General features: G+C 59.8%; 12 protein-coding genes and 1 tRNA gene. 5 read left to right on the top strand and 8 right to left on the bottom strand.

Annotation, left to right across the window (positions count from 1 at the left end; genetic code table 11):
* Positions 1 to 38 precede the first annotated feature (38 nt).
* Positions 39 to 112: transfer RNA gene (locus tag GSQ93_RS08115), tRNA-Cys, on the top strand.
* A gap of 79 nt (positions 113 to 191) precedes the next feature.
* On the opposite strand, the gene lhpI is transcribed toward GSQ93_RS08115, so the two are convergent.
* From lhpI to GSQ93_RS08100, 3 genes are read right to left on the bottom strand one after another with little or no spacing between them, the layout of a single operon-like run.
* Positions 192 to 1106 (bottom strand): bifunctional Delta(1)-pyrroline-2-carboxylate/Delta(1)-piperideine-2-carboxylate reductase, encoded by a 915-nt coding sequence (gene lhpI, locus GSQ93_RS08110; RefSeq protein ID WP_254073802.1) that lies wholly within the window; start codon positions 1104 to 1106, stop codon positions 192 to 194.
* 2 nt (positions 1107 to 1108) lie between these two features.
* The gene (gene lhpH / locus GSQ93_RS08105; protein WP_158935149.1) at positions 1109 to 2116 is read right to left on the bottom strand and encodes a trans-3-hydroxy-L-proline dehydratase; all 1008 of its coding nucleotides are present in this window, start codon (positions 2114 to 2116) and stop codon (positions 1109 to 1111) included.
* Between the two features lie 29 nt (positions 2117 to 2145).
* A complete protein-coding gene (locus GSQ93_RS08100; RefSeq protein ID WP_158935147.1) occupies positions 2146 to 3267 on the bottom strand; it encodes a branched-chain amino acid ABC transporter substrate-binding protein in 1122 nt (373 codons plus the stop codon).
* A 127-nt stretch (positions 3268 to 3394) separates the two neighbouring features.
* On the opposite strand from GSQ93_RS08100, the gene GSQ93_RS08095 reads away from it, so the two are divergent.
* A complete protein-coding gene (locus GSQ93_RS08095) occupies positions 3395 to 4123 on the top strand; it encodes a FadR/GntR family transcriptional regulator (RefSeq protein WP_158935145.1) in 729 nt (242 codons plus the stop codon).
* A 78-nt stretch (positions 4124 to 4201) separates the two neighbouring features.
* On the opposite strand, the gene GSQ93_RS08090 is transcribed toward GSQ93_RS08095, so the two are convergent.
* Positions 4202 to 5323: a hypothetical protein gene (locus GSQ93_RS08090; RefSeq protein WP_158935143.1), complete on the bottom strand. Its 1122-nt coding sequence runs from the start codon at positions 5321 to 5323 to the stop codon at positions 4202 to 4204.
* Positions 5324 to 5368: 45 nt separating this feature from the next.
* The gene (locus GSQ93_RS08085; RefSeq protein WP_158935141.1) at positions 5369 to 6388 is read right to left on the bottom strand and encodes a hypothetical protein; all 1020 of its coding nucleotides are present in this window, start codon (positions 6386 to 6388) and stop codon (positions 5369 to 5371) included.
* Positions 6389 to 6952: 564 nt separating this feature from the next.
* On the opposite strand from GSQ93_RS08085, the gene GSQ93_RS08080 reads away from it, so the two are divergent.
* The gene (locus GSQ93_RS08080; RefSeq protein WP_158935139.1) at positions 6953 to 7450 is read left to right on the top strand and encodes a GNAT family N-acetyltransferase; all 498 of its coding nucleotides are present in this window, start codon (positions 6953 to 6955) and stop codon (positions 7448 to 7450) included.
* 14 nt (positions 7451 to 7464) lie between these two features.
* Here the strand turns inward: GSQ93_RS08080 and GSQ93_RS08075 are convergent, their stop codons facing one another.
* Together GSQ93_RS08075 and GSQ93_RS08070 are read right to left on the bottom strand one after the other, a co-directional pair.
* Positions 7465 to 8316, bottom strand: coding sequence for a cytochrome c oxidase assembly protein (locus GSQ93_RS08075; RefSeq protein ID WP_158935137.1), 852 nt, complete (start codon positions 8314 to 8316; stop codon positions 7465 to 7467).
* A gap of 39 nt (positions 8317 to 8355) precedes the next feature.
* The gene (locus tag GSQ93_RS08070) at positions 8356 to 8985 is read right to left on the bottom strand and encodes an SCO family protein (RefSeq protein ID WP_158935135.1); all 630 of its coding nucleotides are present in this window, start codon (positions 8983 to 8985) and stop codon (positions 8356 to 8358) included.
* Positions 8986 to 9372: 387 nt separating this feature from the next.
* On the opposite strand from GSQ93_RS08070, the gene otsB reads away from it, so the two are divergent.
* Together otsB and otsA are read left to right on the top strand one after the other, a co-directional pair.
* On the top strand, positions 9373 to 10143 hold the full coding sequence (gene otsB / locus GSQ93_RS08065) for a trehalose-phosphatase (RefSeq protein ID WP_158935133.1): 771 nt from the start codon (positions 9373 to 9375) through the stop codon (positions 10141 to 10143).
* Positions 10140 to 11519: an alpha,alpha-trehalose-phosphate synthase (UDP-forming) gene (otsA, locus tag GSQ93_RS08060; RefSeq protein ID WP_158935131.1), complete on the top strand. Its 1380-nt coding sequence runs from the start codon at positions 10140 to 10142 to the stop codon at positions 11517 to 11519. Before otsB ends, otsA begins: the two co-directional genes overlap by 4 nt.
* 83 nt (positions 11520 to 11602) lie before the next feature.
* Here otsA and GSQ93_RS08055 read toward each other — a convergent pair whose 3' ends face one another.
* On the bottom strand, positions 11603 to 13441 hold the full coding sequence (locus tag GSQ93_RS08055; protein WP_158935129.1) for an ABC transporter ATP-binding protein: 1839 nt from the start codon (positions 13439 to 13441) through the stop codon (positions 11603 to 11605).
* Positions 13442 to 13896 lie beyond the last annotated feature (455 nt).

Genomic DNA, 13896 nt, shown 5'->3' with positions numbered 1-13896 from the left:
TTGCCAGATACGGAATGCTTCACGTAGTCCCCGCTTCTGGCGCGATAGCAAAGCGGTTATGCAGCGGCCTGCAAAGCCGTTTAGGCCGGTTCGACTCCGGCTCGCGCCTCCAGAGATTGAAAGACAAAGCCCTGATTATTCAGGGCTTTTTCTTTGTCTGCCGCGAGCGCGCGGACACCTGGCGGATCGATCTACACGCCAGATAAACGATGTCGCGCCAACCTTGCCGCAGCCAGATCCCATGCAGCGCACCCAACGCTCTTGAAGACGATCGGTTGATCCGGCAAACCAACCCACGAGCCTTCGATAACAGCAGCCAACGAGCCGACCGTGTTCCAATCGACGTTGGCCTGAATGAGATCGCCGGCTTCGTGTTTCGCGCCCAGCGGATCGTCCACGAAGATCGCGCTTTGGTGCACGATCGACGCGGCGATTTCAGCTGCATCCGGCGTGAACGCGCCAACGCCCACGACCAGTCGCCCAAGGCGTGCCGCATCGCGATAGACCGGGGTCTTGCTCGTGGTAAGCGTGACAACGACGTCGATATCTTCGGGAATCACGTCGCCCTCGAGCGGCATCAACGGTGAGCCCAGTCCTGCATGCGCCGCCGCGAACCTGGCCGCCGATTGCATCGACGATCCTTTCACGTAAAGAACCGCGTCAGGGAAGAGCGCCGCAAAAGCTTCGGCATGGTTGCTCGCTTGCTTGCCCGTACCGATCAGCAGAATCGATTTCGCGCTTCGGGCAAGGCTGCGGATGCCCAGCGCTGATATCGCGGCGGTGCGCCTTCCCGTCACCGTCGGGCCATCGAGCGAGAAAAGCAGTTGTCCGTTGGTCGAGTCGTATGCCGTGACCTGCCCGTGAATTGTCGGCATGCCTTGCGCCCGATTGCCGGGGCAGACGTTCACAAGCTTGTGGATGGCGATATCCGCCGCAGTCGCCGGCATCGACAGCATCACGCCGCCCGCCTGCAGCGGCACGACCAGCCGCTCCGGACTTTCTATGTTGCCCGCCGCGTATTCCACGACGGCGGCGCTCAAGGTATCGACTAGTTCGGGATACGGAAGCAGCGCCGCAGTCTGTTGTTCGTCGTAGGAGTGGGTCATGTTCATCGCACCAGGAAACCGTAGGTCAGTGGATCGCGGTCGTCGATGATCCAGTTGGCGAAGCCGCAAATGTACGCGTTGCCCTCGACTTCCGGGATGACGGCATCGAATGCTCCGAGCTTGGTTTCGCTGAGCACGCGCCCCTTGAATACCGTGCCAATCACCGACTCGTTGATCAGCGTTTCATCTTTGCCCAGCAAACCGCGCAAGTACAGTTGCGCGACCCGGCCGGCCGTACCCGAACCGGTCGGAGACCGATCCACTTCACGGTCCGCGAAGACGCAGCAGTTCGCCTGCGTGGAGCCCGCGTGCCGCGCTTGATTGGCGATGATCGTGCCGTATATGTGATTCAGCTCCGGAATCTCGGGATGCTCCACCTTGACCGCTGCATTGGCGGCGGCCTTGACCTCGGCGCCGAACTGAATCAGTTTGTCGATGGCCGATTCGCGAATGGGCAGGTCGAAGGGCGCGCCATCGGTGTAGAAATAGAACGCGCCGCCGAACGCGATGTCGCCGGTGACGCTCCCGAACGACGGTGTCTCCACCGTAACGTCACGTTGCCAGATGAACGAGGGCACGTTCACAAAGCGCACGTTGCCCGCGTGATCCCCGTCCCATTGCACGAACGCTTCGATGAAACCACAAGGGGCGTCTATTCCCACGCGTGTTTCCGGCGAAGTCCGTTCGATCCAGCCCAGTTCCACCGCGGCTGTCGCGAGACCGATCACGCCATGGCCGCAATGATCGCTGTAGCCCTCGTTGTGCACGAAGATCACGCCAAAATCGGCGCCTTCGCTGACAGGCTCCGTGAGGTAACCGCCGTACATGTCGGCGTGCCCGCGCGGTTCGAACATGAGCGCGCGGCGAATGTGGTCAGCGTGCTCCTTCAGCCAGGCGCGACGCGCGACGATAGTCTTGCCCGGCATCTTCGGCAGGCCGCTCGTGACGATGCGAAACGCCTCGCCGCCGGTATGAACCTCGACCGTGCTGATTGATTTCGTGATTTTCATCTCAAATGCTCATGTTGTTTCCAAATGGATCACTGACCGTATGCGACTGGCAAGCCGTTCTTGATGGCATACACGGTCGTGGGCGCGCCCTTCAGATCGCCTTTCGCGTCGAAGGAATACGTTCCTGCGATGCCCTTGTAGTCCGTCTTCGCCAGTTGCGCGATCAGCTTTGCTTTGTCCGTGGTCGTGCCGGCCTTCACCATTGCATCGGCGAGCAGCATCATGCCGTCGTAGTAACTGACAGCGTAGACCTGCGTGTCCGTGTGATACGTGTCCTTATAGCGCTTGAGGAAGTCGCGGCCTGCAGCCGTTTTCTCGAGCGCCGTGCCGCCTTGCGCGCAATATACGATCGATGCATCTTCCCCTGCCACCTTGCCCATGTCGGCAGAGCAGATGCCGTCACCGCCGAGCAGCTTCGCTCGGAGACCACGCTGGCGCATCTGCTTGGCCATCGGCGCGCCCTGCGCGGCATAACCGCCGAAGAAGATCACGTCGGGATTCTTGGCCTTGATCGTGGTCAGGATGCCGAGGAAATCGGTTGCGCTGGAGTTGGTGTACTGGTTATCGACAATCTTGATGCCGTGCGCCTTCGCCACGCTCGCAAACTGTTCCGCGACGCCTTGGCCATAAGCCGTGCGGTCGTCGATGATCGCCGCGGTCTTCGCCTTCAGCGTCTTTGCAGCGAACTCGGCCATGGTGCCGCCGAGCTGCTCGTCGCTTGCGCCAATGCGAAAGATGTTATTGAAGCCTTGCGTAGTCAACGCGGGATTCGATGCGACCGGGAGCATCGGGATGCCGGCCGAATGGTAGATTTGCGACGCCGGAATGGCGACGCCCGAGTTGTACGGTCCCAGAACGGCAACCACGCCGCTATCAGCGAGCTTTTGGGCGATCTGAACACCAATCTTGGGGTCGGCCTGGTCATCTTCCGAGTCCAGTTTGAACGTCACCTTTTTCCCTGCGACTACGACGCCTTTCTTGTTCAGATCATCCACGGCCAGCCGCGCGCCGTTCTCGTTATCCTTCCCGTTCACCGCCTGTGGGCCGGTCAATGGCGCCGAATGACCAATCGTCACGACTTCTTGCGCGTGGACGCCGGCATGGGCAAAAACTGCCGTGGCGACCAGGAAACCTGCGACAGCTTTTTTCATCGGGTAATCTCCAGGGTGGACTATACTGGTCCTAAATGTAGACCAAAATTGGTGCAGATAGCAACCATTTCAAAATGCTGGACTGGTTTTGGTCTTTCCGGTGACCACGTTTTGGTGAGATTCAACGATGGCAGCAATTCACGCAGAGCTCGACGGCTCATTCCGCCCGCGGCAAATCTACGAACAAGTATCGGAAAGAATCCGCGATGAGATTGCTGCGGGCCGGTTCTTGCCGGACTCACGGCTGCCGTCGGAGCGGGATCTCGCGGCATTGTTCGGTGTCGGACGCCCGGCCGTTCGCGAGGCAATCGGCGCGCTGCAGAACGAAGGGCTGGTCGTCACGAAGCGCAATTCGGGGACATTCGTCTGCGGTGACGTTATCGATCGCTTGTCGCATCGGACGGCGGATACCGGAACGGCCGACTTCAGTCCCAGCTCGACGCTCGACGTACGAATGGTGCTTGAACCGGCTGTCGCCCGGCGTGCGGCTGCGCGTGCGCAACGCGACCATCTGGCCGAGCAATATCTCAATCAGATGGAAAACATCTACGACATCGACGACCCTGCACAGCGCGCGTTATGGAATAGCAGCGACCGCTTGTTTCATCGGCAACTGGCAGTGATGACGGGCGATGCGCTGATGGTCAAGATCGCTGACGAAGTAGCCAGTTCGATGGACCAGCCGTTGTGGAAGCGTCTGAAAGACGAGGGTATTTACGACGCGGGCCGGATTCGTCTCTACGTGGCGGAGCACCGGTTGATCTACGAGGCAGTGGTTCAGGGCGATGGAGATGCCGCGGCGTTCTACGTTGAACAGCATATCAAGCGTGTGGAACGCGATATCGCGCCAAAGTAGAAGGTGGCTCGAACCTAAAGACCCGAGGACCCAAAGATCATCAAGCTTGACGCTGCGGTCGAGCGCCGGGACAGCGGCTCAGCGCCGGCGAACCGTCTCAACGAGTGTTCTCCACCGGCTGTTGGCTCGCTTGCGCGCAGCCCACCGGTGATTTGGCAACGCCACAGCAAGCCAAGGTTCGCTATGCCCGACGAAGCGTCGAATATGAAAACGCTGCGGCGCCTCAAAAAGATCAAGATACGCGCGTCGATAATGCTCAACCATCGCCGCTTCCTGATAGTAGGTCTCCATCCACTGCCGCGAGGCCGCGCCCAGCTCCGTGCGTAGCGCCCGATCCCATAGCAGCTCCCGAAGCGGACCTTCGGCCTCCTCCAGCCGTACATCGATCCATGGCAGTTCAAGCGCGCCCGTCATTGCCCGAAGCTGCGACTGAACGCGATTGTCCAGGTGACCCAACGTGGGTTTCCCTTGCGACAACGCCTCCAGCCCGCTCAAGTGATAATTTCCGGTCACGCATTCGTCGATAGCAATCGCTGCTTGCTGCTTGGCCCGCAAACACGCGTCATGCGGTGTATCGACGATCAATTGAAGCTTGCACAAGCCTTTGCGCTCCAGTTTGCGCAGCAGCTTGAGGGTCTGCGGAACGCCTTTCGTCTCCCAGCGTGTTTTCCACGCCGACGACCGGCCGCTCGGCGAAAACGTGACGAGCGGTATGCCGTCCACATCGGCATTGCTTTCCGGACCGGGCAGGTAGCGAGGATCGTTCAGCGGAATCACATTGGGAACCACGCGGGCGAACGGGTAATAGCGCTCGGGACCTTGCGCAATAACGAGTTGCGGCACGTCCTCGTACACAATCCGCTGGAGTACTGCGGCGTCGCCCTTGGCCCAGAGATCCGGGGCTGAATGGTATTGCTTGATGATTTTTTTATCGCCGAATTGCTGATGAAAATTCGGGCCGAATGTGTCGTCGAACGAGAAGAACTGATGGACGTGAATGACGTCGGCATTAGCAATGACGTCGAGCGCCTGCTGCTGCTGAGTTTTCCAGTCGATATCGACAGCAAAGGTTCGGCTGCGATACGCGCTGCTATTGAAGACGATATGCCGCGCGTGGATATCAGTGAGCCGGTTAAGCGCCGACACTATGTTACCGGGGCTGCCCGCCACCGGTGTATTGGAAATATGAACGACCTTCATTGCGCGATACCGCGCGAGGCACGCTCATATGTCTTCAGCCACGGACTATTCCTGTTCAAGAGAGGCATGAGCCAGCGAGTGCCAGTCGTCCTTTTCGATAATCTCACTCCCAAGCGCGCTCTGCGCCGACAGGTTCACCACGCGTATGCCGCGACGGCTTAACAGCGGGGCAGCATGGCGAAACGACGGTTCTATGAACGAATTAAAATCTCCGTCCAGCGCGCTTGGCTGCATGTTCTCTTTGGTTTCGTAGAAGCGCGGTGTTTGTGCCGCGTTCCGCAAATCGAGTCCGTGCATAAAGATTGTCTTGAACCCGAGCGACGCGAGCACCTGCAAGCCCGTGTAGGCGACGGTACGGCCATCGAATATGCCGCGCCTGATATTGAAGCTAAAACCCAACGCGGGTGTTTCATCGAACAGGACGAGATCCGTGCTTGCATGCGCAGAAAGGAGTTCGTGTTTGAGTAATGCGCGTTTGCGAGCGGGGTACTGAATATCTTCAATCAGAAATACCCGGCAACGGAACTGGGATAACGGGAAATATTGCGCGATGTACCATAATACTAATGGAGTTGCGAATAATGTCAGCTTTTGCTGAACGACTCGCGCTACCAAGTCAGGGCGTTTTCGGACAAACCCGGCGTCCACGATGCAATAATATTCGAACCGAATGGGATGTTTATCTTGTAAAGCGATTGCGCCATTTACTCCCATGACGTTATGGAGATCAAGCGCACCATAATCAATGTCATTGACCGAGGGACCCGTGGCAATCAAATGGCAATCACCTGACTGCGATGCAAGCAGGTCATCGGGATTCTCCAGCGGCAATTCATGGCCTGCAATCGACATCCGTTTCAGAAAGCCGCACGAATCCCGCTCAATGGACACGCCATGCCACAAACGCTCGTTATGTCGAAACGCACTGGAGTGGGACCACCGATAAACAAGCTTGAAAAACGTACTGGACAGCCGCTGTGCCGGCTTCGGCCATGCATATTCGTGAACGACGGACATCTCATTTGCAACAGTTTGCGATGGCCTTATCTGGTCTACCGAAATCATAGAGCGCAACACTCCAGAAATGCGACGGGAAATGAAGCGCCCGACTGGGTGACGACCAGTCTAATTAAACGTCATCCTCCCTGCGTTACAGTCAGTCCCACAACAGTTACACCTTGTTACCAGTTGATTAAGGTTCGTTTAACTTAATTAGAGATTGGTTCTCACCATTTATTCATGGCGGCGGGCCAATAAGGGGCGTGAAGGGTCTGCAGGACCCGAGATTATCAATCTGGGTGTAAGCGAATCGTCGGTAAGAATTGGTGGTAGTTAGGCGCTGCTAAAATGCTTGCTTTGCCAGTATGGTGCCTATATGTGCGTCGTGAATCGGCGCGGAGACACTATGGCGAGTGCGAGTGGTACGGCCGGATACGGCACGCGAGCGGCAGATTTGGCTCGATTGAGTGAGCGGATTGAGTGAAGCGGATACCACCGGCTCTTCCAGCAGCCGACGCAATAGCGCCTGCCCAGCGCTCGCCTCGCGCGGCATAATTACAAGTTCAGACATGCCAGCATCCTCATTTCCCACGATGCGCGGCATAGAAAAATCCCACCGATAAAGATCCCATGACCGAGCCATTTTCCGAATTCGACTGGTGCTGGAAGCCATTCGACGACCTTAGCGCACTCGACGTCTACACCATGCTGGCCGCGCGCAGCGAAGTGTTCGTGGTGGAGCAGCAATGTGTGTACGGAGATGTCGATGGGCAGGATGCCGGTGCCTGGCATTTGCTCGTGTATCGGCGTTCAGCCGACGCACCGCCGGCGCTCGCCGGTTATCTGCGAGTCTTGCTGCCGAACTCAGCCGACGGGACGACGGAAACGGAAGAATCCGATATCCGCATCGGCCGCGTGCTGACCACAGCCGGCTTTCGCGGCATCGGCTTAGGCCAGGTGATGCTCGAACGCATGCTGGGTTTAATCGACGAACAATGGCCCGGCCAGCCGATACGCCTGCACGCACAAGCACGACTACAACGTTTTTATGCGAGCTTTGGCTTCGAGCCAATCTCCGATATTCATGTCGAAGACGACATCCCGCACATCTGGATGCGCCGCTTGTAAAAGCGGCCGCGCTGTTAAACCGTCAGCAGTTCGGCCCGCGCCCGCTGCTGCACCAGCCGTTGCCGTGTCGATAACCTGAGCCAGTGCCGCATCGCGATCAATGCGCCGATCACGCTCATCATCGAACCGGGAATCCACAGCAACAAACCGCCGATCTGCTGATCACGCATTGGGCTGATCCAGGTGAAGGCGCGTCCGCAAATGGAATAGATTGGATAAAGCTCGTGCGGCGTGAAGAAAATGTACGCGCCGAGCATGATCTGCGGCGGGATGGCGGCAATCACGATCAGGATGCGCCGCCCGGGCGCGAGTCGCGCGGGAGGAGCCGGGCGCGAATCGAGCACAAGCCACCAGAACAGCAGGCCGTCGATCACCATGCTCCAGTTCATGACGCGGTACAACCGCCAATCGAGCATCGCCTTGAAGTGGATCGGCGAAAGCAGCCAGAAATAGATCAGCCCGACAAACAGCGTCACCGCGACGACCGGATGAAAAATCACCTTGAACACAATGCGCGCGGGGGCCGTATTAAGCGCAGGCTTGAGCCAGCGTTGCCGCCAGGTGAACGGAATGCCGGCCCGCATCGCCGCGCCCGGATACGAGAGCGCAATGAAAAACGGCCCAAGGTGATGCAGCACCAGATGCTGCAGCCGATGCATGAAGAATTCATGCTCGAAGAAGTAGTCGAGCCGGGTATGCAGCGCGACGTAGAGCGCAGTCAGGCCGAACCAGAACGACAGGTGCCGCGCGAGCGACACGTGTGCTTTTTTCGCGCCGCGGGCGAACAACACGGCCGCGATCAGCACAGCGATCACGACGGTGGGCGAAGGCTCCCACGGATCGAGCCAGTAGAGAATCGAGGACATGTTGACGGTAATGCTAAGCCCGGTAGTGAATGAGTGACCTCAGGAATCGGTCGAGTCGATCACGCGGCGCAGGTCGTGCGTGATCGTATCGATGGAATCGCTCTCGGTGGCAAGCAGGCGCGCGTGGCCGTGGTTATCGAAGATATAGACGGCCGAACTATGCGTGACGTCGTACGCGCCGGAAGGATCGCGTTTCTCCATTTGATAAGCCACCCTGTACCGCTTGGCAATGCTTTCGATCGCGCCGTCCGTGCCGGTCAGTCCAACCGCGTGCTGCGCGTCGAACGCGCGCACGTAGTCGTGGAGTGCGGCCGCGGTATCGCGGGCGGGATCGACGGTAATAAAGACAATGCGCGTGTTTTTAGCATCGGGTCCAAGTTGCTGCATGACTTGCATCAGCCGTGCCATGGTCTCCGGACACACGTCCGGGCAGTGGGTGTAGCCAAAGTACACCAGCGTGGTCTGGCCCAGGAACGACTGACCGGTGACGGGCTTGCCGGTATCGTCGGTGAGCTTGAAATCCAGGTCGGGCAGATGGCCGCTGACATCGGTCAGTTTCCAGGGTGTTGTATCAGGGCGGGAGCACGCAGCGAGGCCGGCGCTCAGGATCAGGGCGGTGAGCAGTGCGGCGAACCCGCCCTTGGGTTGAAAACTGAACCAGGAAGACATTTTGCAACTCGGATGAGGGTAGGGTGCATCAAGGCAGCAACGCGGACGGATTAGCAAGGAACTGTCCGGGAAGCCATCCGGGTGCCGACTCTATCTCAGAATAGAACCTTACGCCGGGCGTACAGCCGCGCCGGAATGGGGCTGGGGCGTTATGCCGCAGGGCCACCAGGTAGGGTTGAAAGTTAGTCGAACCAGGTTTGAAAGCTGCTTGAGACGTGCCTGATATGTTCTTGATACGTGGACGTGGCATCGGGCGTTGGCTTGCCGCGCGAGCGTGCAACGAAGCGTCCAACGCCGCTTTCCCAGACGGGTTACAAAGCGGGGTTACAAAGCGCGGTAACATGCGCACACTTTTCCGGTCCTTCTCCGGCTGAAAGGCAGATATAGATGCAAAACCTCCCAGACAATTTTCCGCTCGCCACCACCGCTTTTTTCTTCGATTTCGACGGCACGCTTGTTGAGCTAGCGCCCACGCCGGACGGCGTGAGCGTGCAGCCAGTCGTCCCGGCCATCCTCAACGCATTGCGTCGCGCGACCAACGGTGCGGTCGCGATTGTGTCGGGGCGCGGGATTGACAGCATCGACGCGTTTCTTTCCATGCCCGATCTCCCCGTGGCAGGTTTGCACGGCGCTGAGCGGCGCGATTCGAACGCGGATGTCCATCGCGTTGGTTTCAACGACGAGCGCCTGCTGCGCATGGAACACGTGCTCGAAGGCGTGGTGAAGGCCAATCCCGGCACGCTGCTGGAGATCAAGGGCGCGGCGCTGGCGCTGCATTATCGGAATGCGCCTGAGCGCGGCGCGGCGGCGCGCGAAGCGACCGAGAAGCTGGTCGCCCAGTACGCCGATGCCTACGTGCTGCAACCCGGCAAGATGGTCTATGAAATCAAGCCGAAGGACGTCGATAAAGGCCGCGCGGTGGTCGCTTTCCTGAATGAGCCGCCGTTCGCGGGCCGCCGGCCGGTGTTTATCGGCGATGACCTGACGGACGAGAAAGGCTTCGCGGTGGTAAACGAGCGCAACGGGGTGTCGATCAAGGTCGGCGCGGGCGACACGCTCGCCCATTCGCGGGTGGAATCGGTGGGCGCGCTGCTCGACTGGCTGCAGCGGATTGCGGGAACTGAAAGTGTAGAGGGTTCTAAAGGAACGCGTTCGTGAGCAGGCTGATCATTGTTTCGAACCGGGTCGCGCCGATCTCCGAAGGCGGCCCGGCGGCGGGCGGTCTGGCGGTCGGTGTCTACGACGCGCTCAAGGAAACCGGCGGCATGTGGTTCGGCTGGAGCGGCGACGTGGTCGCGGAGCCACCCGAGGGCATCACGCTGGAGGAGCGCGGCCGGGTGACGTTCGCGACCATCGGTCTGGCGCAACGCGACTACGACCAGTACTACCGCGGCTTTTCGAACGCCACGTTGTGGCCGGCGTTTCACTATCGGCCGGATCTGATCCAGTTCGACCGCGATGAATTCGATGGTTATTGCCGCGTGAACCGCTGGCTCGCGAAGCAACTGGCGCCGCTGCTGAAAGCCGACGACGTCATCTGGGTTCACGACTATCACCTGATTCCGTTCGCCCAGGCATTGCGTGATGAGGGCGTGACGAACCGCATCGGCTTTTTCCTGCACATTCCGTTTCCGGCGACGCAGGTTCTGCTTAGCGTGCCGCGCCATCGCGTGCTGGTCGAGGCGCTGTGCTCCTTCGACCTGCTCGGTTTCCAGACGGCGCCTGACTTGCGCGCGTTTTGCGATTACATCGAGACGGAGGCGAATGGCTCGGTCGTACGCATCGCTGGCGAACCGAATGCGGTGAGCGCGTTTGGCAAGACGCTGCGGGCGGCGGCTTATCCGATCGGCGTTTATCCCGATGAAATTGCCTTGCTCGCCAAAGACGGTGAAAGCGGGCGCGAAGTGCAGACCGTCAAGACGACGCTGCGCGACCGCAAGCTGATCATGAGCGTCGACCGGCTCGATTATTCGAAGGGCCTGGTCGAGCGCTTTCGTGCGTTCGAAAAGCTGCTGGAACATCAGCCGGCGCAGCGCAACAACGTGTCGTTCGTGCAGATCGCGCCGCCTACACGCGCCGATATGGATACGTACAAGGACATCCGGCTGCAACTCGAAGCGGAATCCGGGCGTATCAACGGACGGTACGCGGAGCTCGACTGGACGCCGATCCGCTATATCCATCGGCAATATGAGCGGCCCGTGCTCGCCGCGTTGTTTCGCGCGTCGCATGTGGGGTTCGTCACGCCGTTGCGCGACGGCATGAACCTGGTCGCCAAGGAGTACGTGGCGGCGCAGGATCCTGACGATCCCGGCGTGCTGGTCCTGTCGCAATTCGCGGGCGCGGCGCAGGAATTGAACGGTGCGCTGATTGTGAATCCGCTCGATATCGCCGGCATGGCGGACGCGCTGGCCACGGCCCTCGCGATGCCATTGAAAGAGCGGCAGGTCCGGTACACGGACATGTTCGCCCAGCTTCGCGAGAACAACGTCTCCGTCTGGCGAGACAATTTCATGCGCGATCTGCAGGCGTAAAAAAGCCGCTTCGGTCTGATGGATCCGAAGCGGCTTTTTTTATCGCTTTGCGGTGAGTCGCGCGAGTCGGGCCTCAATCAGGCTCAGGTCGATTCAGCCTTCGCCGCCAGTTGTTGCGAGGGCATGGTCGCGGGCGGCAACTTGCCGTGCTGCTTGGACAGCAGTTCCCGATACAACCCCGGCCGGTTGCGCAACTGATCCGGCGAACCGTCGTCGATCACCTTGCCGGCGCTCATCACGATAATCCGGTCGAAGCCTTGCAGCGTCGACAACCGGTGCGCAATCGCAATCACCGTGCGGCCGACCATCAGCCGGTCGAGCGCCTGCTGGATCGCTTCTTCCGACGAACTATCGAGCGCCGACGTGGCTTCATCGAGCAGCAGGATGGGCGCGTTTTTCAGGATCGCGCGCGCGATGGCAATGCGCTGACGCTGTCCGCCCGACAACTTCACGCCGCGGTCGCCCACGATTGTGTCGAACCCTTCCGGCATGGCGTCGATAAAGTCCGAGCATCGCGCCTCGCGGGCGGCGGCGAGCACTTCTTCTCGCGACGCGTCCGGGCGGCCATACGCAATGTTCTCGTACACCGTCCGGTGGAACAGCGAAATATCCTGCGGGACGAGCGCAATCGACATCCGCAGGCTGTCCTGCGTGATCAGCGAGATATCCTGCCCGTCGACCTTGATGGAGCCGCCCTGCGGTTCGTAGAAGCGTTGCAACAGCGCAAGCACGGTGGATTTCCCGGCGCCCGACTTGCCGATCAGCCCGACGCGCTGACCCGGCTCGATGTGCAGGTTGAATTTATCGAGAATTGGCCGGCGGCGCGGATACGCGAACGTGACTTCCTCGAAGTCAACTCGCCCGCCTTGCGGCACGAGCTCCGTTGCGTCGGACCGATCGGGCATGCCGTGTGGTTCCAGCAGCGTCTGCACGGCTTCCGCCAGACGCGCGACGTGCTGCGTGACATCCACGAGCGCAACAGCCAGATCGCGGGTGCCGTGAAGAATCGTGAAACCGAGTGAGCTGACCAGCACGATATCGCCGGAGGTTGCTCTCCCTTTCGACCACAACCACAACGCCCAGCCAAGCAATCCGGCCGAGAGAATGGCGGTCACGACGGCATGGAACAGCCGCAGCTTCTCGAGATACAGCAAGCTTTGCTGACGCGCGACCATTTCGGCCTTGACCGTCGAGCCGAAGCGCTTTTGCTCGCGAAACGTCATACCGAATGCACGTACAAGCGCCATGTTGCCGATCACATCGACCAGTTCGCCGTCAACCGATGCCGCTTTTGTGGCAAACGTATGATGCCGCGCGGAGCCGCGTCCGGCGAGGCGGTACAGCACCAGCGCGAGAATGGCCGAGGCAAGCATCAGGCAGCCGGCCATCAGCGGATTCACCGCGACGATCATCACAATTGCGCCGACCACCGCGATGCACGGCGGCAACACGTTCCACGCCATGGTGTTCTCGGCGGTGTAAATCGCATTCGATGTCGCCGTGATCCGGCTTGCGAGCATGCCGGGCTGCTTCTCCGAGAAGTACGTGGGCGAATGGCCGCTGAGGTAGGAAAACAGGTCGCGCCGCAAGTCGCCCGTCACCACGACGAATGCGTGCGCGCCGACCCAGCCGCCGACTCGCCACAGCATGTTGTCGGCAGCAATCAGGCCGACGAGGATCATGAAGGCAGCCCAAAGCGGGCCAGGATGGCCGCGGCCTTGGCCGAGTACGTCGATCAGGTGTTTGATCGCGTACTGCGAGGCGAGCGCGCAGCCGACAGCAGACAGCACACTGACCAGCACGATGGTGTGCGCGACCGGATGCCGGCGGATGTAACGGAACAGGAAGGCCAACGGGCGATTTGCATAGCTCGCTAGCTTCGCGTTGTGCACGTTACGCTGAGAGACGGTGAGTTGGTCCAATGGTCGGTTTCGGTCGAGTAGAGCGGTTGAGCGCGATGCTTCGCCGTGGGTCGCCCAAGCGCGGCGCGTCTGGCCAGCAAGGCAATGGCTTACCAAATAGCGTGCAGCATCGATTGCTGAATTGTAGCGAGTGTAGCGAGCCAAATCGTCTCGCATAATGCTTTCCGTGGTGCATTTCCATCAGCCAGAACTGATTTTCAGCAAAAGTGCGTCGTCTGAACAGGGCAATCGATGCCCATTGGAGACGCGTCTTGCACCTTCCACGTTCCGCCCGATGCCGTTCACAGTGCCTCGATATGAACGAGCTTGAACTGTTAGCTACGCCTTTGACAAGGGAAAGCACGTCGCGGTCCCGCTACCGGGATAGCGCCGCTAATGGCAAATCCAGCGTCAATCGATAGCCATAGCGTGGCCGGATTTGGAAGATGTCGCAGCCCGTTGGCATCTGGAGCGTG

Source organism: Burkholderia sp. S171, assembly GCF_009766085.1.
GTDB lineage: Bacteria > Pseudomonadota > Gammaproteobacteria > Burkholderiales > Burkholderiaceae > Caballeronia.
The sequence above is the reverse complement of the archived record's forward strand: the minus strand, read 5'-3'. Positions and strand labels throughout refer to the sequence as shown.